Genomic DNA, 23,522 nt, shown 5'->3' with positions numbered 1-23,522 from the left:
CCCCCATTTGAATGAAGAGAAGGAGGAACAGCTTACATGAACCGTAAAACGATTGTCACTCGAAACCATCCGGTATTGACCCAGCTTGAGCCCAGGTCTCCTTTGTCTGTCGGCAACGGCGAATTTGCGTTTAGTGCTGATTTTACCGGCCTTCAAACCTTTCCGGAGGCTTATGAAATCCCGCTTGGCACGCAGTCCAACTGGGGATGGCATTATACCGGAGGGCATGAGGTTTTCGGCGATCAGGATATCGTCTACCAGTCGTTTGAAACGTATGGACGGAAGGTGGCGTATCCCATGAAACCTGAGAACCGAGAAGAAGCCTATCACTGGCTGCGGCAGAATCCGCATCGTCTTCAACTGGGGCGCCTCGCGTTTCGCATACTGAAAGAAGATGGAGAAGAAGCAGATACGTCACATGTGAATCCGGTACGACAGGAATTAAATCTGTGGACAGGTACACTTCACAGTGAGTTCACCGTAGATGGGTTCAGGGTTCAGGTGGAGACTGCCTGTGATCCGGAGAACGATGGCATCGGCATTCGTGTACATTCAGAATTAATCCGCAAGGGGCGTCTGCATTTGTTCCTTGTTTTCCCCTGTCCGGATATGACACATCGGAGCTGGTCCAAGTCCGTTTTTCCCGATTGGGAACAGGACAGCAGACATCGCACCGAGCTAATGGCGAACGATTCGGTTTCAGCTTCACTGAAACGGATTTTGGATGAAGACGAATATGGTGTGAGGTGGATCTGGGACAAGGGGCGTCTGGAGCAGACCGGAGCACATGAGTTTACGCTTATTCCTGAAGTATTGGAGCTTTCAGATAGCTGGTCTTGCAGTGTTGCTTTTGCTGCGTCGAACCCATCAGTTCAACCAGCTGAGGCCGTATTCCACGCCAGCTCGGTCTACTGGGAGCAGTTCTGGAACAGTGGAGCAGCCATGGATCTATCCGGCAGTAAAGATCCCCGAGCAGTAGAATTGGAGCGACGAATTGTGCTGTCCCAGTTCCTATGTGCTGTACACAGTGGCGGCTCCATGCCGCCTCAGGAAACGGGTTACATGTATAATAGCTGGTTCGGTAAAATGCACCTGGAAATGCACTGGTGGCATGCTGCACATTTTCCCCTGTGGGATCGTACAGATCTGCTTCGCAAAAGTATGGATTGGTATATCACCATTTTGCCCAAGGCTCGTGAACTGGCACGTTCACAGGGATATGCTGGTGCGCGCTGGCCCAAAATGGTTGGATATAACGGTGGGCAGAGCCCGTCACCAGTAGCACCAGGGTTAATCTGGCAGCAGCCTCATCCGATGGCACTTGCCGAGATGTGTTACTTGGCCCGGCCTGAGAGGTCTGTATTGGAACGGTATAAGGACATCGTATTTGAGGCAGCTGATTTTATGGTTTCCTTTGCCCACTGGGATGCTGAAAAAGAGGCATATGTACTTGGGCCGCCGTTGATTCCAGCTCAGGAGAATCATGCCATGAATGAAAGTCTGAATCCGCCATATGAACTGGAATACTGGAAATTTGGCTTGGAAATCGCCGCTATGTGGGCGGAGCGGCTGGAGCGGCCTGTGAATCCGGAATGGAAAAAGGTTGCGGCTCATATGGCAAGTCCTGTGCATGAGAATGGAGTGTATCTTGCGCACGAGAATTGTCCAGACACATTTACTGCCAAGAACCATGATCATCCTTCCATGCTCGGAGCGCTCGGCCTGCTTCCCGGCACGCTGATCGACGACAAAATCATGAAAAATACACTTCTCAAAGTGAAAGAATGCTGGGATTGGGAATCCGCATGGGGGTGGGACTTTCCGATGTGTGCGATGACAGCGGCAAGGCTGGGAGAACCTGAGCTAGCCGTTGACTTTTTATTGATGGATGCCACCAAAAACACCTATTTGCCCAATGGACACAATTATCAAAGGCCAGGATTATGGGTGTATCTGCCTGGGAATGGTGGACTGTTAACTGCAGTAGCAATGATGGCTGCCGGATGGAGCGGTGAGGAAGGCGGGAACAATCCGGGATTTCCGCAGGACGGGAGTTGGTCAGTTCTATGGGAGGGGCTGCACCCCCTGACCTGATCCGAATAGGTGATCGTTTGTTCACACTTTGAGTAGTCGGGATTGGCTTGAGCAATAATACGCGAGCGAAAAAGGAGCGATTACGTTGGTTGAAACGTTAACAAAGGTCTCTACTCAGAATCGCAGAATGTCTGCCAAAATTGCGGATACGCTAGTTTCCGAATGCCGGGATGGGAATCACCCCAAAATCGCCGGGAAATGGGGGTACGTTGCCGGAATGACGCTTCTGGCCCTCGAACGTGCGGCCGTTTGGAATAGTGAACCTCGATATAGTGAACTGGTTCTCCATCATATGGATGGCCTGATCGATAAAGACGGCACCATCAGGAACTATCAACTTGAGGATTATAACCTGGACATGATCAATGAAGGCAAAAATCTCTTTTCTATGTGGAAGCTTACTGGGGAAGAGAAATACCATCAAGCCATCTTGCGACTGGTCGCCCAGCTGAAAGGGCAGCCTCGAACCAGTGAGGGCGGATTCTGGCACAAAAAAATATATCCGTTCCAGATGTGGCTTGACGGGATCTATATGTCTTCTCCGTTTCTGGCAGAGTATGGCCATATGTTCGATCACCCTGAGAGCCTCAATGAAGTCGCGCGTCAAATTCTGCTGATTGAGCGGAAGACCCGGGATTCGCGAACCGGTCTGCTGCACCATGCATGGGATGAGAGCAGGGAACAGCGCTGGTGCGACAAAGACACGGGTCAATCGTTCCACGTCTGGGGCAGGGCGATGGGGTGGTATGCGATGGCGGTAGTGGATGCATTGGAGTTTTTTCCAATTGATCATCCTCAGCGCGGTCAGATCATGGGCATCTTCGAGAGAATGGCCTATGCAATCGCCCATGCCCAGGATCAGGAGAGCGGACTGTGGTATCAAGTCATGGACCAGAACAGCAGGGAAGGCAACTACTTGGAAGCGTCGGCTTCCTGCATGCTGACCTACGCCCTCGCCAAGGGTCAGCGTCTGCATTATTTGGCTGAACTGGATCGCAAAGTTGTTGATCTGGCGTATGCCGGTATTCTCAGTCACTTTGTTACGGAGGATGAACAGGGGGTACACCTGCACCGCATCTGTCATGGGGCTGGACTCGGAGGAAAGAAATATCGTGACGGTTCTTATGCCTACTATATTAGCGAACAGATCGTCAGCGATGCTCAGATGGGAGTCGCACCATTCCTGCTGGCCAGTATTGAAATGGAGATGCGGGGAGCAGAAGGTGCGTGAAGAAATTAAACGGATCTCAAGCGGGCAGACCCGATAAAAACAAGATGATTCTAAAGTATCCCGCTTCATGGTGGAAGGGGATGTGGCGGGAGGCACTTCCTTCCGGTAATGGGATAATTGGTGCCTCTGTGCGAGGTGGTATACATCAAGAAGTGATTTTACTGCAGCATGGTGAACTATGGCATTGGGGAAGAAAGGATGAACTCCCCGACGTCAGTCACACATTGCAGGAGACCCGGCGACTTATGAACTCTGGGGAATTTTCGGAGGCCAGCTGGCATCTGACCCGTGCCGTGCAAGCAGAAGGATATGATTCCAAACTATCCTCCCGTTTTCCTTTGGCTGAATTGACACTCACCATGAATTGTGACAATGCTTTTCACCATTATCGCAGGGAACTGGATATGGAAACGGGAGAAGTTCATGTCTGCTGGGAGGAAGGGGAACGAAAGATTTCAAGAAGTCTTTTTGTCTCTCGTGCAGATGATTGTGTTGTGTTCAGAATAAACGCTGAAGTACTGAGCACGAGCGATTCGGTACAGGTTAGGGAATCAGGAAGTACGCCAGTGATATCGGGAAGTGTGGGTCTTCAATTTCCGCCGGGTGACCGTGAGCGGGATGATGAAGAATTTAAGGAACTGAAAATATCCGTTACGGTCAGAACGGATGAAGATGAGCAATACGTATTTTATGGTGGCATAAATGATGATGGACAGGATTATGGTGCTGTCTTGCGTCTAATCCGAGGGGGAGAGGAACCTGGGGCTAGAGTAATGCCTTCCCATAGAGCATTACATTTCCCGGGAAAAGGGGGTACCATTCCAGACAAGGATCAGCGAGATGACAGCGGAAAACAAGCCATTCACGCAGAGCTCCCGTTCGAAACGTCGGGCGATGTGCTCGTTCTCGTGAAAATGTTTGTTACAGGCAAGCGGGAAGAGGAATGGTTACGACTGAAGCAGGAGCTGGCAGGGCTGGAGACTGATTATAATTCAATGCTATCCAGACATACGGAGCTACATCAGCCGCTGTTTCACACCGCAGAGCTTGATCTGGATGATGCGGCTGATGACGGGCGCAGTAATGAAGAGCTTCTGTTAGATGCCTATGAAGGCAAAGCTCCCTTGGGGTTGATTCGCAAGATGTGGGCATTCGGTCGATATTTATTCATTAGCGGAACCTCTGAGGAAGGCAATATGCCTTTTGGTCTTTATGGGCTATGGGGCGGAGATTACCGGTTAATCTGGGGTCATCACATGGCTAATGAAAATGTTCAGATGATGTATTGGCATTCGGCTGTTGGCGGTTTAACCTGCATGAACCTGTCTTTGTTTCGGTATTACACCGGTTTGATGGATGTCTTCAAGGAAAATGCACGCAAGCTCTATGGCTGTCGCGGGATCTACATACCTGCTGGAACTACGCCAGGCATGGGCATCCCAAATCAGGTTGTTCCTGTCATCATGAACTGGACCGGAGCAGCCGGGTGGCTGGCCAGACATTATTATGAGCATTTTTGGTATACCGGTGATATGCAATTTCTGCGCGAGCAGGCGCTGCCCTTTATGAGAGAGGCGTTACAGTTTTATGAAGACTTTCTGGTGCTGGACGAAGAGGGATGGTATATGGTATACCCATCCGTTTCACCCGAGAACACACCGCAGAATTTCATGCCTCAGGATGGTAAACAACTCGCACATCCCATGCCTACAGCCATTAATGCCACAATGGACGTCGCCATCATCAAGGAATTATTGCAGCATACCATACAAGCGAGTGGGATAATCGGTGTTAATAGCAGCAAAATACCAGAGTGGGAAGATATGCTTACACGTCTGCCTTCCTACATGTTGAATGAGGAGGCGGCTGTCAAGGAATGGCTTCATCCTGCGTTTGAGGATCGGCAAGATCATCGTCATCTGTCCCATCTATATCCTGTTTTTCCAGGACAGGAAGTCAGTCGGGAAGACGACCCACTGCTTTTCAAAGCCTTCGAGAAAGCAGTACACCAGCGGAAACTTGGAGCACAGAGTGGGTGGTCCCTGGCTCACATGTCATCGATCTATGCCCGGCTGGGCGACGGAGAACGGGCTTTGGACAGCCTGGATCATCTTGCCCGGTCCTGTGTTCTATCTAATGGATTCACACTCCATAACGATTGGCGCAGTATGGGAATTTGCCTGACATTAGATGCAGCTCCAGTTCAGCTGGATGCCAATATGGGCTGGGTTAATGCCATACAGGAAATGCTGCTGCTGGTCTCGCCTCAACGGATCAAGCTGCTTCCGGCACTTCCTGCCAGAATGCTGCGAGGGGAGCTGCAGAATTGGCGTATACCCGGAGGCGTTCTGTCGCTTGCATGGGACCGCAAATCAGGAGTATTTCTAGCCGAGTTAGCCGCCGTTCGGCGATTGTCCATGAAACTTCAGCTCCCAGACTGGGTCGACATCTCTTTATGTAGACAGTTTGGCAAGAAGAAATATAAACCACTCCCCATGGAGAATGGTACATTCCTGCTTCATTTAGAAGAAGGGGAAAAGTGGTCGGTGGAACTGAACACGGAGTAATATGAGACACTTAAGAAGTCGCCCAAGTGGCGGCTTCTTTATTGTTTTTATAAATCATAGAATCTCGGGTGGATTTGTAAAAGTTAATATTACTAATATATTTCTATTGTTTATATTAAGAAAATAAATCAAAAAGTAATTAAAACTTTATATTGTTAACTTTTAGATTGTCTGTTATACTTCGGTTCATAACAAGTTAACTAATATGACATGAGAAGATGACAGGAGGAGTTATGAATGGGAAATCGATTAAAATGGAAGGTTTTCGCTGCTTTATCCATTAGTTCACTGTTAATACCAGGTATGAATGTAGTCAATGCTGACATCGATCAAGCGTCCGTGAAGCCAAAGACGCATGTTCTGAAGGCGAATTCCGAAAATGTCCGGTGGGGCAATATCGGCAAGGGTGAAGCAGTACTCACCGTCAACTCCGGAGATATCGTTACGGTGGATGCGATTACTCACCATTCCGGCGATGACTATGAACGAATGATCAAAGGTGACGCTGGCGTCGAAGATATTTTTCATTGGACCGAATCCGAGAAGACGGAAGCAGATCGTGGTCCGGGAGTACATATCATGACAGGCCCAATCGCGGTTGAAGGAGCGGAACCGGGAGATGTACTGGAAGTGAAGATTTTGGATATGAAACTTCGTCCTAATGGTAACGGCGAATATGCAGGGAAAACATATGGTTCCAACGTGGCTGCAAACTGGGGGTTTCTATATGGAGAGATGGAAGAAGAACCGGTGACACGTGAGGTTGTGACGATTTACGAAATGGATTCTGAAGGCGGTACGGATTACGCTAAGGCACTATATAGCTATAGATGGACTCCTCAAACCGATCCGGATGGAAATGTGCATCCTACAATAGATTATCCTGGTGTGGTCGTCGATCATACAACGGTGAAGGAAAATCACAATGTCCTGAAAGATGTTCGAGTGCCTGTTCGACTCCATTTCGGTACCATGAGCGTAGCTCCGAAGGAAGCGGATATCGTTGATTCGGTCCCACCTTCCTATTATGGCGGAAATATCGATGACTGGCGTGTTACGGAAGGAGCAACCATGTACTATCCGGTTTCTGTCCCGGGAGCGCTGCTGTCGATCGGTGATCCACACGCAGGGCAAGGAGACTCTGAATTAAATGGAACAGCCATTGAAACTTCAGTAACTGGAGATGTTCAGATTATTCTTCATAAAAAAGATAAGCTGGATAACAAATTAAGGTCATTAAACTTCCCATTGCTGGAAAATGAGAACGAGTGGGTGGTCCATGGTTTCAGCTACGCGAACTATCTTGAAGAACTGGGTGAGGATGCCCAGAAGGAAATCTTCGATAAATCTTCCCTCGACAAGGCGATGAAAGATGCTGCGCATAAAACTAAGGCTTTTCTAATGAGAGGCATGGAACTAACCGAAGACGAGGCTTACTCTTTAATGTCGGTAACCACCGATTTTGGGGTTACACAGGTAGTCGATGGGAACTGGGGAGTTCATGCAATTGTTGACAAGAAGTTGTTTGGGGACGCTGAACGGAATATGACTCCATTACGCAGCAGTTTTGAACAATTTGGTGCCAAGATTGAATGGGAGCCAAAAACGAAAATGGTTTCAATCCTGTATAATGGCAATACACTAACAGCGAAACTTGGAGAAACGAAGGCTTCATTCAATGGAGAAACCGTTAGACTGATTGCTCCTATTCAATTAAATGCCCAGAAGTCAGCAGAGGTAAGCGAGTACTTCGTCGATTTCTATCAAGCCAAGCTTTCCAAGACGAACTAACCCATTTCATAAAGCAATAATTCCTTAATATTAATAACAAGAACCGTTGGTCTTAACGCCTGACGGTTCTTGTTTTTTATATATTCAATCCATCCTGATTTTTGTGTCGTTTCATCAGAATCTGCGTTTCAGCGCGGACGATACCTTTCAGCGAATATATGGATTCGTTCATGAATTGTTCCATCTCTTCAATACTCTCGACAAGAATATGTATATGGAGGATACAGGGACCAGTCATTTCGTATAACACAGCAACTTTATCGTTATGTTTCAACGCCTCTATGATCTCATTCAAATGTGCTGGCTCCACTTCAAGCTCCAAATAGGCAGATATCTTTTTGCCGAGCTTTTCGGCGCTAATTACAATGGAGAACTGTTCAATGATTCCTTGATTGACAAGCCGGTCTATGCGCTCTTTGACGGCAACACCAGACAATCCAACCTCTTTAGCCAAATCGGTATAGGATATCCGGCTGTTTTGAGCCAGTCTTCGTAAAATATGACTATCAATTGAATCTAACATGAGTTTCACTCCTTTCCGCTTCATATTGTAACAGAAAAAAAGACCACACGCCCGTGCGGGGTACATAATCCCTGAGATTTGGAACACACTAACAACCGTAGTGGGATGAAGTGTCTCTGCTGAGTTGCTTCAATATTTCCGCTTAATATTACTCGGCATGTTAACTGGTAAATATATAGTAGCTTGACAATACTCATTACCAGGAGTACGATTAATTGTGTCAAATAAACGACAAAACTTACGTTATGACTAAATAATATGATTATGGTTACATATAAAATCACGTTAGTTTTGTCTAAAATTCAACAATTACTGGAGGAATCACCATGACTAATCTTAAAGACAAAGTAGCTATCATTACAGGCGGAGCTTCCGGAATTGGTTTGGCCACAGTAAAAGCCTTCTTGGATAAAGGATCGAAGGTTGTTATTGCAGATTATAATGAAGAGCACGGCAAAGCTGCCGAGCAGGAATTAAAACAAACATATAATGATGATGTAGTGTTCATCAAAGTTAATGTTGCCGACGAAAAACAAGTTGAAAACCTGGTAGCAGAGACAGTGAAGCAGTTTGGTAAACTGGATGTCATTTTCAATAATGCAGGCATTGGTGTTCAAAAGCCTTCGCATGAATTAACGGACGAAGAATACAAACGTGTCATTGCAATCAATCAGGACGGTGTATTCTACGGTGCGAAATATGCGATCCGTGAAATGCTGAAAACGGGCGGAGGATCTGTAATCAGCACTTCCTCGATCCTGGGATCTGTTGGTGAACCAACTTCCATGCCTTATGCGGCTAGTAAAGGTGCGGTCAACCAAATTACGAAATCACTCGCTCTGGAGTATGCTGACCGTAACATCCGCGTCAACGCAGTTGCTCCTGGATTTGTGGAAAGTGGCATGGTCAACAAAGAAGCTCTTGGTGAGTTCTATGATAGCCTGGTTGCCAAACATCCACTTGGACGTCTGGGTAAACCGGAAGAAATTGCACATGCAGTTGTATTCCTGGCTGAAAATGATTTCGTTACAGGAACAACCGTCTTCGTAGATGGCGGATACCTGGCTAAATAAGATTCTAATAAGAAGAGGCTCCCTTATAGGGAGCCTTTTTAATTTCTATTTGTTGTGTTGTCATTTTAAATAGCTGCTCACATTATTTCGAAATTCCCTGGGTGTAATCCCATACATGGCTTGAAAAACGCGATTAAATGTTCGCTGGCTCTCGAAGCCTGCGCTGCTGCTTACAGTGGTTAAGGAAACATTCGTAGTACGGATTAATTTTGCTGCATATTCGACTCGCAGCATGGAGAGGTAATTGCGAAAGTTCATCTGTATCCGTGTGGAAAAGATGTGGGAAATATAATATTTGCTCACATTAAACTCGGCTGCTATAGTGTCCAGGGAGAGAGGTTCCGTAAAATGATTAGCCATGTATTTCATAATTTTCTGAGGCATATCCACGATCGGGGGGCGCTGTCGCTGCTCCAACTCGACCTGAGATAACAGGTGCGAGATGATGATATGAGCCCAACCAAGCTTGATGGCGTAATTATCTTCTTTTTTTATTTTTTTGAATGCATATACCGCATCCTTATGTACATATTTCTTCAAAATCCATGGAGAAACCGGCTGAAGTTGAAGGAAATCGGGGAACAAGCCTTCAAATACTTTCGGATTGATAATAAGCAGAACGGCATTTGCAGTTTGTTGACCACTTTTGAAATATCGATGAATCATATCCGGAAAAATCAATGCTGCGTCACCGGGATGCAATTCATATGAGACATCGTTAATCTCGACGGATTGCGTGCCAGAGTAGACGTATAATACCTCAATTTCACTGTGCATATGCGTGGGAAAAGCGATCTGTCTTGCATTGCGGCTAATTGTAAAATCATCTTTGCGGATCTCGTAAAATGGCAGCATGATTCAAACCCTCCTGTGCAATATTTGGCTGATTTCTAATACGTTATGTCTAAACTCATATCATTTGCTGTGTTAAAATTCAAGTAAATATTACCAAATGGAGGAAGAAACTAAGGGTTTTAACTCTTTCAGTTGTAATCGCTTACAAATATGAAAGGAGAGAATTGTGCTTTGAGAAAAAGTAAAACGTTCTACAACATTTTTATTCCGGTTCTGCTCCTTAGCGTTGGAATTGTTATCGGCTTTGGAAGTTATATATACATCTCAACGACCAACTCAGTCGTGGACCGGGTTGGGGACGGTCAGCAGAGCCTCATTACACAGATCCGAAATACGCTCGAGCAGAAAATTCAAACCATTGAATATGCGTTCGCGACTTATAGCACGACGCCTTCATTTCGCTCGGTCATCGACAGCCCGATGACGGAACAGGAATTTGAAGCCTATCGGGAATTGAAATCTCAATTGGGTTATATCGCGACCATGGGTCTTGAGGGGGTTCAATATACGTTAGTCAGCCTTCAGCAAAAGTGGAGTTTGTCCAACGGTACGGTGTCCCGAATGACCTCCGAAGAGACGGAGCTTTTACAGAATCAGTTTGCAGATCAGGAAGGTAGCGGCTTGTACTGGACGAAAACGTCTGATGGTATCCGGCTGCTGCAAGGACTTCCGGTGCATTCCAAGAAAAAACAAGCTGTTGCCTTGTCGGATATCTCCCTCCAAACACTTAATCGTTCGTTGCTGGTTAAACCAAATACATCCATCTATATTTTAAACAAACAAGGCGAGCCATTGTACACAACGAAGTCGGATCAAGAGCACTTATCCAACCAGCAAATGAAACTCATCAGCGAGCGAACCGTCAAGCAAGCGCAGACTGGACAATTGGAACTGCCAAGTTCATCGGGAGATAAAATCATCGCCCTATACGCACGATCTGATTACAATGGCTGGACGTATGTTACGCTGCTTGATGCAAAAGAAGTCAGCGGAGCCTTAACACCGATCCGGATAGGTCTTATTGTGATGGGAATCGTGATTATGGCGCTTATGGTCATTATAGCCTATATCCTTTCCGTCTATCTGACTAAGCCTTTTCGCAAGATACAAAAGAGGCTGGCAGATACTTCTAAGCCAATGGTCAAGGACGAAGTTGATTGGATTATTCAATCGATCGATTCAATCGTATCCGAAAAAAAGGATCTGGAACAGCTTATTCAGCTTGAAAAACCAAAGCTCGAAGCCCAATTTGTTCTTAATTTGCTGCAAAACCGTCTGACCAGAGAAGAAGTAGAGAAAAATCTGGAGCGGTTTGGATATGACATCGACAGCAGCACGGTCTTCATCACCATGCTGATCCAAGTGGACCGATGCGGTGAAGGGTCATGGTCGGATAAAGATGTGCTTTTGCTCACCGTGAACCAGTTGGTGCAAGAGATTATTCCCGCAACCGAACGCATGCTTCCTGTCGTATTGAATGAGCGTACACAAGCGACGTTATTGTTTTGCAGCACTGACAAGGTGGCGGAGATACAGAATCTGATCGCAAAATATGCCAAGAATATAATCCTCTCTTCCAGAGATTATTGGAATGCCTCCGTGAGTGTAGGGGTCAGTGCACCATATGAGGATCTGCTGCAGAGCCGTGAAGCCTGTTCAATGAGTCTTGAAGCATTATATCAACGCCTGAAACTGGGCAAGGAATCCGTCATATTTTATGAAGATATCTCTCGTGGAAGTAGCGGGCCAATGTTACTGCGTTATCCCAAGGAGTTGGAATCGCAGCTGTTTGACGCCATCCGACTTGGTGACAAGGATGAGGCAACCCGAACATTATACCCTCTGCTCGCCGACATGATGAAGCATAGTCAGAACCCGATGAATCTGGAAATTATTCTGATTCGTTTTGTGAACAATCTGATCCATTTGGAGCAGCTGATTGGAGCAGAAGTGCTGCTTACTCAAAGCAACGCAACGCTCTACCAAAGGCTCCTGAATACACTTAACCCGGAGGAAATCGAACATATTCTCGTTCATGAAGTCATCTATCCAATGGTTGTCAGTATGCAGGAGAAGGCAAATCATCAATTTCGTTCGGTTGCTGATCAGATTGCATCGATTGTGCGCACCGAGTATGATCAGGAGCTATCGCTTGAGTCGATCAGTGAACGTTTGCATTATACGCCCAACTATCTAAGCAGCATATTCCGCAAGGAATACGGTATGACCTTCAGTGATTATTTGATGGGATTCCGGCTTGACGTGGCAAGAAAATGGCTGATCGATACCGACATGCCCATCAAGGACATCGCAGAACGTCTCGGTTATCAGAATTCGCAGAACTTCATTCGTTCGTTCCGCAAACAAGAACATGTCACGCCGGGTGCCTATCGGAAGATGAAGCTCGAGCTGTGAGGGTAAGGGAGCTCTGCTAACCTGCCGCTTCATATTGCGGCAATGCAGCAAAAGAATCCCCTTAGGTCAAGGACCTAAGGGGATTGGTTTTATGTCAAAATGAACACGTCGATCAACCTTTTACCGATCCGAGCAAAGCTCCTTTTGTAAAGTGCTTCTGTACAAAAGGATAGGCAATGAGCATCGGGACGGTTGCCACGACGATCACACTCATCTTAATGGTCTGGGACGGAGGGACAATATCAACGGCTGAACTATTGCCTTCCATTCCGCTTGATACAATGACGATTTGACGAAGAAGAACCTGCAGCGGCCACATTTTGGATTCATTGAGATACAGAATGGCATTCATATAAGTATTCCAGTAGGAGACTCCGTAAAAAAGAGATAATGTGGCAATCGATGGGAGGGCTAGTGGAAGCATGATCTGCCACAATATGCGAAAGTCATTTGCACCGTCAATTTTAGCCGATTCCTCCAGACTGTCCGGTAGGGCTTGGAAAAAGTTGCGCATGATAATCAGGTTAAATGCGTTAATTGCTGTAGGTATAATCATGGACCAGTAGGAGTCGATCAACCCGGCTGCTTTGACGATTAAAAAGGTGGGAATCATTCCACCGCTGAACAACATGGAAAATACGACGATAAAGTTGATGACGTTTCTCCCAAGAAGATAACGTCGGGATAATCCGTATGCCATGAGTGCTGTAAGTGTCATGCTGACTGCGGTGCCGACGAGGGTGATGAAGATGGAAACGCCGAGCCCTTTAAAGATGGTCGGAGTGGACAGGATATACCGATAGGCATCGAGCGAAAATGACGTTGGAAACAGAATGAATTTCTTCTGCACGATCTCCTGGGTTGACGCAAACGAGCTGGCTACCACATTAATGAAAGGCAGGAGGCAGGCAAGGGCAAAGAGGAGCAGAAGTGTATAGTTCACTACGTTAAATATGACGCTTCCGAGCGTTTCCTTCTTGAGTGCGGCTTTTGACATGTCGATGAGTTCCTCCTTAATAATTGGTCTCTTCCCACCATATCAAGGGTTCTGTATAACGTATATAATCATATCCTAAGACCTTGCTGCAGCAGGTATGAGAGGGAAATTCCAGGGGGATTAACAGGATAATCATTAACCGAGTTAATAATCATAAGCTACAATCCATACGGGAAAAAGCCTTGTCACAAGCCCTTCTATTCGGATTGCAGGAAGCATGATAGCTAATGATTATGTACGGAATGAACCGCAGGGGATATGCTTGACTTCGAACACATGTTAACCGATCAAGGAGGTCAGCGAGCAGTGAAAGATTCCAATTCCCCAGTTGTTTCGTTACAAGGCAAACTGCACCGAAAAACGGGAATCGGTCATCAATTAAGGAGTGTAGCCACCAACAAACTTCTATATCTGATGATTCTTCCGGGGTTTGTCTACTTCGTAATCTTCAAGTATTTTCCGATGGGTGGACTGATCATTTCATTCCAGGACTATCAGCCGTATCTCGGCATCAAGGATAGTCCATGGGTCGGTTTCAAGCATTTCATACGGCTGTTTACCGAACCAACCTTTGCCATGCTGCTCAGCAATACACTACTGTTATTTGCACTTGAATTGATTCTTTTTTTCCCAATTCCCATTATTCTCGCCCTTATGCTGAATGAGGTCAGGCATAAGATGTTCAAAAATTCGATTCAGACCATCGTGTACATTCCACATTTCATGTCATGGGTCATCATCGTATCCATAACTTATGTATTTCTGAGTGTGGATGGCGGAGTTGTTAATGAAATGATTGCTGCTTTTGGCGGAACCAAAATCAGCTTCCTCACCTCGCCAGAATGGCTTCGTCCCATGTACATTTTGCAGATTATCTGGAAAGAGGCCGGATGGTCAACCATCATTTATCTCGCTGCCATTACGGTGGTGGACACGCAACTCTACGAAGCAGCAGATATGGACGGAGCGAGCCGGTTACGCAAAATGTGGCATGTGACTCTTCCAGCCATTCGCCCTGTAATTATTACGTTGTTGATTCTGAAAATCGGTAATACGCTTGAGCTTGGCTTTGAGCACATGTATCTGCTGCTGAATTCGCTCAATCGGGAGGTCGGAGAAATTTTTGATACGTATATCTTCACAGCCGGCCTGAAGAACGGACAATTAAGCTTCAGCACTACTGTTGGATTGTTCAAAGGCCTGGTTGGATTGATTCTGGTGATCATAGCCAACAAGCTTGCCAAAAAGTTTGGTGAAGATGGGGTCTATTAACCTGGCTTAGAATCGCTGTAATAGATCACAGCAAAACTTAAAACATGAAAAAGGGGATATGAACATGAAATTCCGTTATGCAAAGTTGATAGCGCTTACCATTTGTGGCAGTCTGCTGCTTAGTGCCTGCGGAGGAGAGAATGCAGAGCCACAAACGAATGCGGATGGAAAGCCTATTATTAGCTGGTTGAACATTCTGCATTCTGCTTCGCCGCCGACGGATACCGTGTTGAACAAAATCGAGGAACTGACGAATACGGATATTCAATTTTCCTGGATTCCGGATGCCTCGAAAGAGGAGCGTTTGAACACCTCTTTAGCCTCCGGCTCTCTGGCTGATATTGTTTCACTCACCATTCTGGAGAATTCGTCGGTTCGAAATGCATTGAAGGCCGGTGTTTTCTGGGAAGTGGGGCCTTACCTGGACGAATTCCCGAATTTGAAAGAGATCTCCGCGGACATGAGAAACTCGGCTTCGATCGATGGCAAGTTGTATGGGATTCCGATGCAGAAGCAGGTTTCCCGTAATGGAGTCATCATTCGTAAAGACTGGCTCGATAAAGTGGGATTACCTGTACCCAAAACAACTGCAGAGCTGATGGAAGTCGCCAAGGCATTTACCGAGCAGGACCCTGATGGTAATGGCAGCAAAGATACGACCGGTTTTATTGATCGCAGCGATCTTGTATTCGGTGCTTTCAAGACACTGGGTTCATACTTTGGAACTCCGAGCGGATGGGCGGTCAGTGAGGATGGGAAGGTAACACCCGAGTTTGAATCCGAAGGTTACGTTAAGGCGATGGATTATATGAAGGAGCTGTACAATAACGGATATATCAATCAGGATTTCGCAGTAACGGCAAAAAAAGATCAGCAGGAGGGCTTTGCACAGGGAAGAGCAGGAATCTATGTTGGTGCGCTGTTTGATAGCAAAAACCTGCTCAATCTGGCCAAAGGTGTACAGGATGACATGGATTTGATCATGGTGAACGACATTACTTCAACAGGTAAAGAAAGTGATCGTGCAATCTGGTCCACATCCAATGGCGTAGGCGGGCTGCTGGCATTCCCCAAATCGGAAGTAAAGGACGAGGCTGAGTTAAAGCAGGTCTTGAAATTCATGGACGATCTCATGAGTGAAGAGGTCTACACGTTGATGACGTATGGTATCGAGGGTGTGCATTACAGCCTGGAGGGCAATGCGGCAACGATCACCGACACCAAGCTCTGGGAGCAGGAAGTGCAGCCCTTCTCTTCCTCACGTCCGAATGAGAATGGATATGATATTCATGATTCGGACCCATTGCGAGTGGAATCCGATCGTTTGATTCAGGAAAACACGAAATATGCAGTGCTTAATCCAATGTACTCCCTGGAATCTGCGACGTTCTCGGAGCAAGGATCGGAACTGCAAAAAATCATCACGGATGCCACGTATAAATACATTCTCGGCAAGCTGGATCTGCAAGGATTCCAGGACGCGGTTCAGACTTGGAGAAAGTCCGGCGGCGACAAGATTATAACGGAATATGAGGCAGCGTACCAAGCTGTGCAGAACAAATAATATCATGACTTATCGAAGGAGGAAGAGAAACCATGATTGATATTCAGTCTCCATGCCTTTGGGCAGTGCATACCGCAGAAACCATTATGGAGCGTACGCCCAGACTGTATGAGGCAAACGGGTATCATGGGAAATGGTCTTATGATTACGGGGTCATTCTGAAGGGATTTGAGCTGCTGTGGAAAGTGACTGGCGAAAGCAAATATGCGGCGTACATCCGCGAGAATATGGATTACTTTATACAAAGTGATGGAACGATCCGCGGGTACCGTCAGGATGAGCATAATATTGATCATCTGAATAACGGCAAGCTGCTGTTTGGATTGTTCCAATTAACTGGCGATGCAAAATACAAGATGGCTGCCTCTCAACTGAGGGAGCAGCTTCGCAGTCACCCCCGTACGTCAGAAGGCGCGTTCTGGCATAAGCAAGTGTACCCTTATCAGATTTGGCTGGACGGATTGTATATGGGCGCGCCGTTTTATCTTGAATATATGCTTCGGTTCGAACAGGAAGACGAGCAGAATCTGGATGATGTGACAAGGCAATTTATTCTCTGTGCACAACACAACCGTGACGGGCAAACGGGTCTGCTCTACCATGCCTGGGATGAGAAGCGTATGCAGGCTTGGAGTGACCCCAATACCGGACAATCGCCAAACTTCTGGGGCCGGTCCATGGGTTGGTTCGTCATGGCGCTGGTTGATGTACTGGAATTGCTTCCGGACACTCATCAGGACCGCCCGAAGCTGATTGAGATTCTAAATGAGTCGATGTTAGCACTTCGAAGTTTCCAGGACCCTTCTACTGGGGTATGGTATCAGGTGGTTAATGAAGGAACTCGAAAAGGAAATTATCTGGAAGCCTCTGCCTCCAGCATGATCGTGTATGCCATGGCCAAAGGCATTCGACTGGGTTGGCTACAGGACGAAAGCTGGCTCAACTCGCTGATGCATGCCTATGCCGGTTTAATTTCAGAATTTGTCATGGAAACCAAAGAAGGCTGGGTCAATCTGTACAAAAACTGTCAGGTTGCAGGTCTTGGAGGAGAACCGAGACGGGACGGTACCTACGCTTATTATATCAGTGAACCGATCATTACCAACGATCAAAAGGGGCTGGGAGCTTTCTTGCTGGCCTGCACCGAATATGAATATTTGTTAAATCGAAAGGATTAGTTCATTCCACCTGTAAATTGCCCGTATCCGTTAAATGAATCAAAATGATACGGGCATAACATACTCCTTACACCTTTTTGTTCACAGGACAATATGGTTATTCAATTTGATCAATTGTGATAACGCTTACATTGGATAAAGGGGGTGATTGGGTCTGCTGAAAGGTTAATCGCCTCACAGTACTGCATTTGCCAATTGGAGTATACGAAACCGGAGGAGGTAGATTTTATTGAAAAGGATTGTGTCGCTCATCTTGATCGTATCGATGCTGTTCAGTGTTTTGCCGGGAATGGCTGCTGCGGAAGAAACAGGAGATTCAGGTATGCTGCCTGCTTTTCCTGGAGCTGAGGGCGGTGGGATGTATACGACTGGTGGCAGGGGAGGTTCTGTTTACGAAGTAACTACCCTAGCTGACTCGGGCCCTGGCTCTCTTCGCGAAGCCGTTAGTCAAAATGATACAACCGTCGTATTCAAAGTGGGTGGAACCATTCATCTGGAAGCTCCTCTGGTTATAACAGGTTCCAATCTTACCCTGGCTGGACAGACTGCGCCTGGAGAAGGGATCACCGTCTCCGATTATTGGACCACATTTCAGGCAGATAACATTATCGTAAGACATATGCGCTTCAGGCTTGGAGACAAACACCCAAGTGAGGATGATGTATTTGGAGGGCGATATCATAAAAACATCATCATCGATCACTGTTCATTCACCTGGTCTGTGGATGAAGTCCTTAGCATGTATGTAAACGAAAATACAACCGTGCAGTGGTCCGTCATTGCCGAGAGCATGCTGATGACGACCCACCAAAAGGGCAGGCATGGATATGCCGGCATTTGGGGCGGAAATAATACCTCATTTCATCATAATATCATCGCCCACAACGTAAGCCGTAATCCGAGATTTGCCGGGGCTCCCGGATTTAATACCGAATCATACAACAATGTCGTGTACAACTGGGGCTTTTTCTCTGCCTATGGCGGTGAGGAAGGCAACTACAATTTGATGAACAATTATTACAAATACGGCCCCAATACGTATCGTTCCGTGAGGGACCAGCTATTCCTTGATGTGAGTGCCAATACGCGTCTCCATGTAGGCGGCAATATCGTAGACGGATTTCCCGAGATTACTGCGGATAACTGGCTTGGTGTCGGGACTCTCGCGAATCCTGAATCCCAGCTTGATTCTCCGGTAGTCATGGCGAATCCATCGCCTATGGATGATGCGGAAACGGCGTATGACCGTGTTCTTGCCGAAGCTGGTGCTGTCCTGCCGAGAAGGGATGCGATTGATGCAAGAATCGTTAATGATGTTAAAAATCGTTCCGGTCAGCATATCAATTCCCAAAAAGAAGTGGGAGGATATCTGGAGTTTGAAGAGGTGTTATCCACGCAGCCCGATGATGATCATGACGGAATGCCGAACGAATGGGAAGTCGCTCAAGGGCTGAATCCGAACGATGCCTCAGACCGAAATGAAATTCACGAATCGGGTTATACCCATCTTGAAATGTATCTGAACAGCATTACAGGCAATGGATCATTGAACCCTGTAGTCTCTATTGATTCTCCTTCCAACCATACGATTGCGACAGAGGAGGATTCCATTGAAATTGTGGCCTCGGCCTCCGATCCGGACGGCACCATCTCCAAGGTGGAATTTTATCAAAACGATATTAAATTGGGCGAAGATGATACCGCTCCTTATTCTTTGACCTGGGACAGTGTAGAGGACGGTACACATTATCTCACCGTTCGTGCAATTGACAATACGGGAACGGCCACGCAATCGGATAATGTCTCCGTTCATGTTAATAAAGAAGGAAGTATTTCGCCCTGGACTTCAACAGACGTCGGAACACCTGGCATTGCAGGCCATACACAGCTGGGTGCTGCAGAAACGGATGTAATCGTCAAATCTGCAGGTGATATTGCTGGTGCTTCGGATCATTTTCATTATGCCTACCAGACACTGGAGGGTAATGGCGAGATCGTTGCTCGGGTCGATCGGGTGACCGCCACGGATGACGGAGCAGAAGCAGGTGTAATGATCCGTGAGAGCTTGGGCGATTCCTCGCCATTTATCGCGCTGATGACGTCCTATGTCAAAGGCGGGCAAAAAGCAGTAAATTTGACGCGTGAATCCCAAGGGGCAGATGTCACCTTTCAGGAACCAGAGACATTCATCACACTTCCTTACTGGGTGAAGCTGGTCCGACTGGGTGATCAGGTAACATCACTCGTGTCCAAAGACGGAGCAGACTGGTCCGTGGTGAGTACGACAGATTTTCCCGTGAGCAGCACGGTTTACGTCGGACTTGCGGCAGATGCCTCCAAACCGGACGACGAAGTGGATAAACTGAATACATCTGTTTTCTCCGGTGCTGCTGTTCAGCAACTGGATGCTGATTTCCCTACGAACCCAACCCAACTCATCGCAGAAGCAGGACCGAAATCAGTCGTATTATCCTGGGAAGAGGTGAACAATGCAGCTTCGTATTCGGTTTTCCGAGCCGAGATATCCGGTGGTCCGTACACGGAGCTGCAGAGCGGAATAACATCTGCTTCGTACACAGATTCTGACCTGACTGTTGGAAAGACCTATTATTACGTCATTAAAGCGGTGAATGAGAAAGGAACCAGCTTCTCCTCGGAAGAAGCGCAAGCAGTACCCGAAGGGGAGCTTGAAACCATTGAGTATATCCGTGATGACTTTGAAGGACTTGAGATTAGCCAAACACCACCTGGTTACGCCGTGCTCCCTGATCCCCAGGATGCAGATCATCGGGTCGAGGTGGCGGAAGTCCCTTCTGAAACCAGCAGTAATCCGTCGACAAAGTCATTAAAACTGTATGATAATGCCCCAGGCACAACACAATTTATACGTTCTTTTCAACCTCAACTCGGCAGCTTTGTATTGGAAACGGATCTCATGTCACCTTCCTGGCCAGGGACAGCATATGTATTGCAGCTGCAAAATAACGCCGGAAACCGTACGCCGCTTTCGATAGAAATACGCAAACCTGCTGCTCCCGCCGCAGAAGATAGCTATACACTCGTTTACAAGAGAGACGGGGTGGATCACAAACTGATGGATGCACCAGCAAACAATCAATGGTACAACCTGAAGATTACTGGCAATGTAGCTATGCAAAAAGCGGATATCTATATCGACAATGTACGAGTAGCGGATAACATTCCGTTCCAGGCGGATGTGCTCACCGATGGAATTGGCCGCATTCTGGCCAAAACACCTGGCACAGGCAAAGGGACCATATATTATGATAACCTTCATCTCTACGTTGAGCCTGTGGCAGCACCTAAAGGGCTCACTGCACAGCCAGGAAACGGTATGGTTAAACTCAATTGGGACGAAGCCGAAGGAGCATCAACCTACAATATTAAACGAAGCACAGAGGATGAGTCAGCTTACGAACTAATTGCTTCTGAAGTCGCAGACACCAGCTTTATCGACGAAACGGTTGTAAATGGTACAACGTACCATTATGTCGTCACTGCACTAGGTGCTTCAGGAGAAAGCGGACCTTCCAACAAAGTGGAAGTCACACCTTCAGAGGATGCCGTGAAACCCGATGCACCAGAGAAACTGGAGGGGAAATCCAGAGATGCACAGGCCGAATTGGCATGGCAGCCCATTGAACAGGCGAGCCATTACACGGTTAAACGCAGCGTTCAGGCAGATGGCCCATTTACTTCTGTAGCAGCGAAACTGACGCAACCATCCTTCCGAGATGGCGGACTGGATAATGGGGTCACCTATTATTATGTAGTTTCGGCAACTGGTATTGGTGGTGAAGGAGCGGATTCAGCGCCTGTTGCGGTTACGCCATCAAGAGCGTTGTCTACGCCTGAGCCTGTCGTAAAACCGCAGCCGAATTCAATCGAGATGGAGTGGCAACCGATTGAGGGAGCGGCAACTTATCAGATCAAGCGCTCCACCGAATTAAACGGAACATATGAAGTCGTAGCTGAAGCGCAGTCCCAAACTTCATACACAGATACAGGGCTCACGAACGGTGTACCTTACTATTACAAAATTATTGCTGTAAACGGAGATACGCATAGTCTCGAGTCTGCCCCAACAGGAGCAAGACCGTCCGCTGATGACGGAACCCTCATGTCTCCAACAGGATTGCATGCAGAGCCGGAAGATGGTGGAATTACTTTGAGCTGGGAAGGCTTACAGGGAGCAGACAGCTATGCTGTGAAACGCAGTGACTCCCCTGATGGGCCGTATGCTTCCATTGCTGCGGAGGTGACCGAAACGTCTTATACCGATTCAGGGCTAACCAACGGGAGGACGTACTACTATTTGGTTACGGCAAATAATGAAGCTGGAGAGGGGATGTCATCTGTTCCCGTATTCGAAACTCCGGCGGTCACTTTGACTGTTGCTTCCGATGGTAGTGGGGAATTCAAGCGAGTGCAGGAAGCCATAGATGCAAGTCCTGACCATGCGACTATCCCTACCATTATCCGAATCAAAGATGGGATCTATCGTGAAAAGTTGAATGTGCCTTCGAGTAAAACCCACCTACGGATGATTGGAGAGAGTCGTGAAGGCACCATCCTGGTCTACGGGGATTCGGCTAGCACACTAGACGGGAACGGCAATCCTCTTGGTACATCGAACAGCTACAGCTTCCGCGTTCAAACGAATGACTTTACAGCTGAACATCTGACGATACAGAATGATGCGGGTGACAATGCCGGGCAAGCGGTAGCCCTTTTTGCACGCGGGGATCGCCTTGTGTTCCGTGATGTCAGCCTGAAGGGCTGGCAGGACACGTTGTATGTCAACGACGGCAGACAGTACTATGTTGACAGTTACATTGAAGGCGATGTTGATTTCATATTTGGGAACGCCGCTGCTCTCTTTGAGAACAGCATCATTCATAGTCTGAGTAATGGTTATGTGACTGCGGCCTCCACAGCCGAAGGCAAGCCAGGGTATGTTTTTCTAAACAGCCGAATTACTGCCGAATCCGGATTGACAGGCAATGTGGCTCTTGGTAGACCGTGGCGGCCGAACGCGAGTGTTGCCTATATAAACAGTTATATGGATGATCATATCAGCCCGGCAGGATGGAACAATTGGAGCAATCCTGATAATGAAAAGACTGCACGTTTCGCCGAGTATGCCAGTTATGGACCTGGTGCCAATGCCAAAGGAAGAAGTAACTGGTCCACTCAGCTGACTGCTGAAGAAGCGGAAAAATACCTTCCGGCTACGCATTTTGCAGGGTCTGATGCATGGAATCCATCGTTAGACGTTTCATTGGTTCATGCAAATCGGGATCTGGCCAGTTTATCCGTGAATGGAAAGCCTCTGTCAGAATTTAACTCATATCAGAAGAACTATGAGGTTGAAGTTAATACAGGCAGCGCGCTGCCGCTTGTTTCAGCGGATGCTCTATCCGGCAAATCGGTCGTGGAAGTGAAGCAAGCTGTGGCAGTACCGGGTCAGGCCGTGGTCAAGGTTACGGGGCAAGATGGTGGCGTGAAATCCTATATTATCAACTTCCGGACGGAAACCGTTAGAGATACCACGCCACCTGTACTGCAGCTCAAAGTGAATAAACCCTTTCTGAAAGAAAATGCAAACAAAATGGAGACTATCCGTGTTACAGCGGATGCCACCGATCAAGGAACAGGGGTAGCCTCTGTCAAACTCATATCCATTACAAGCAACCAACCGGATAAAGGCAAGGGACATGGTAACAAGTCACCTGACATCCAGGGAGCAGCATACGGTACTCCCGATTTCGAATTCAAGCTTCGGGCTGAACGTACAGGAAAAGGTAAAGGTCAGGACCGTGTGTATACAATTACTTATGAGGCAGCAGATCAAGCAGGGAATACATCACGATCATCTGTTAAAGTCGTTGTTAAACGGTGATGAATGCTGTATTACTGTCATGAAGAGCGATCTGAGTGA

The 23,522-nt window shown here is 47.2% G+C and carries 13 protein-coding genes; 10 read left to right on the top strand and 3 right to left on the bottom strand.

Features of this window, described 5'->3' with window-relative positions; all coding sequences use genetic code 11:
* Positions 1-36 precede the first annotated feature (36 nt).
* The 4 genes from PIL01S_RS00885 (at position 37) to PIL01S_RS00870 (ending at position 7,683) form a co-directional block, all read left to right on the top strand.
* A complete protein-coding gene (locus PIL01S_RS00885) occupies positions 37-2,094 on the top strand; it encodes a glycoside hydrolase family 65 (RefSeq protein ID WP_127535848.1) in 2,058 nt (685 codons plus the stop codon).
* Positions 2,095-2,221: 127 nt separating this feature from the next.
* Entirely contained in the window at positions 2,222-3,325 is a 1,104-nt protein-coding gene (locus PIL01S_RS00880) for a glycoside hydrolase family 88/105 protein (protein WP_127536578.1), read from the top strand.
* A complete protein-coding gene (locus PIL01S_RS00875) occupies positions 3,322-5,892 on the top strand; it encodes a glycosyl hydrolase family 95 catalytic domain-containing protein (RefSeq protein ID WP_246058054.1) in 2,571 nt (856 codons plus the stop codon). The genes PIL01S_RS00880 and PIL01S_RS00875 overlap by 4 nt, the downstream gene beginning before the upstream one ends.
* Positions 5,893-6,129: 237 nt before the next feature.
* A complete protein-coding gene (locus tag PIL01S_RS00870; protein WP_127535847.1) occupies positions 6,130-7,683 on the top strand; it encodes an acetamidase/formamidase family protein in 1,554 nt (517 codons plus the stop codon).
* A 76-nt stretch (positions 7,684-7,759) separates the two neighbouring features.
* Here PIL01S_RS00870 and PIL01S_RS00865 read toward each other — a convergent pair whose 3' ends face one another.
* Positions 7,760-8,206, bottom strand: a complete 447-nt coding sequence (locus tag PIL01S_RS00865; RefSeq protein ID WP_127535846.1) for an Lrp/AsnC family transcriptional regulator — start codon at positions 8,204-8,206, stop codon at positions 7,760-7,762.
* Between the two features lie 326 nt (positions 8,207-8,532).
* Here PIL01S_RS00865 and PIL01S_RS00860 point away from each other — a divergent pair, with 326 nt between their 5' ends.
* Positions 8,533-9,279: an SDR family NAD(P)-dependent oxidoreductase gene (locus tag PIL01S_RS00860; protein ID WP_127535845.1), complete on the top strand. Its 747-nt coding sequence runs from the start codon at positions 8,533-8,535 to the stop codon at positions 9,277-9,279.
* A gap of 60 nt (positions 9,280-9,339) precedes the next feature.
* Here the strand turns inward: PIL01S_RS00860 and PIL01S_RS00855 are convergent, their stop codons facing one another.
* Positions 9,340-10,134, bottom strand: coding sequence for a helix-turn-helix transcriptional regulator (locus PIL01S_RS00855; RefSeq protein WP_127535844.1), 795 nt, complete (start codon positions 10,132-10,134; stop codon positions 9,340-9,342).
* Positions 10,135-10,305: 171 nt separating this feature from the next.
* Between PIL01S_RS00855 and PIL01S_RS00850 the strand changes: the two genes are divergently transcribed.
* The gene (locus PIL01S_RS00850; protein ID WP_127535843.1) at positions 10,306-12,549 is read left to right on the top strand and encodes a helix-turn-helix domain-containing protein; all 2,244 of its coding nucleotides are present in this window, start codon (positions 10,306-10,308) and stop codon (positions 12,547-12,549) included.
* Positions 12,550-12,661: 112 nt separating this feature from the next.
* Here PIL01S_RS00850 and PIL01S_RS00845 read toward each other — a convergent pair whose 3' ends face one another.
* Positions 12,662-13,546 (bottom strand): carbohydrate ABC transporter permease, encoded by an 885-nt coding sequence (locus tag PIL01S_RS00845; RefSeq protein ID WP_095358198.1) that lies wholly within the window; start codon positions 13,544-13,546, stop codon positions 12,662-12,664.
* Between the two features lie 414 nt (positions 13,547-13,960).
* On the opposite strand from PIL01S_RS00845, the gene PIL01S_RS00840 reads away from it, so the two are divergent.
* From PIL01S_RS00840 to PIL01S_RS00825, 4 genes are all read left to right on the top strand, one after another.
* Positions 13,961-14,818 carry an ABC transporter permease gene (locus tag PIL01S_RS00840; RefSeq protein WP_246058089.1) on the top strand — a complete coding sequence of 286 codons (858 nt, stop codon included), beginning with the start codon at positions 13,961-13,963 and terminating at the stop codon, positions 14,816-14,818.
* A gap of 64 nt (positions 14,819-14,882) precedes the next feature.
* On the top strand, positions 14,883-16,382 hold the full coding sequence (locus tag PIL01S_RS00835; RefSeq protein WP_127535842.1) for an extracellular solute-binding protein: 1,500 nt from the start codon (positions 14,883-14,885) through the stop codon (positions 16,380-16,382).
* 32 nt (positions 16,383-16,414) lie between these two features.
* Positions 16,415-17,560 (top strand): glycoside hydrolase family 88/105 protein, encoded by a 1,146-nt coding sequence (locus PIL01S_RS00830; RefSeq protein ID WP_246058053.1) that lies wholly within the window; start codon positions 16,415-16,417, stop codon positions 17,558-17,560.
* Between the two features lie 229 nt (positions 17,561-17,789).
* Positions 17,790-23,483, top strand: coding sequence for a pectinesterase family protein (locus tag PIL01S_RS00825; RefSeq protein WP_127535841.1), 5,694 nt, complete (start codon positions 17,790-17,792; stop codon positions 23,481-23,483).
* Positions 23,484-23,522: the final 39 nt, after the last annotated feature.

This window comes from Paenibacillus illinoisensis NBRC 15959 (assembly GCF_004000925.1).
Taxonomy (GTDB): Bacteria; Bacillota; Bacilli; order Paenibacillales; family Paenibacillaceae; genus Paenibacillus; species Paenibacillus illinoisensis.
This window is presented reverse-complemented; position numbering and strand designations above follow the sequence as displayed.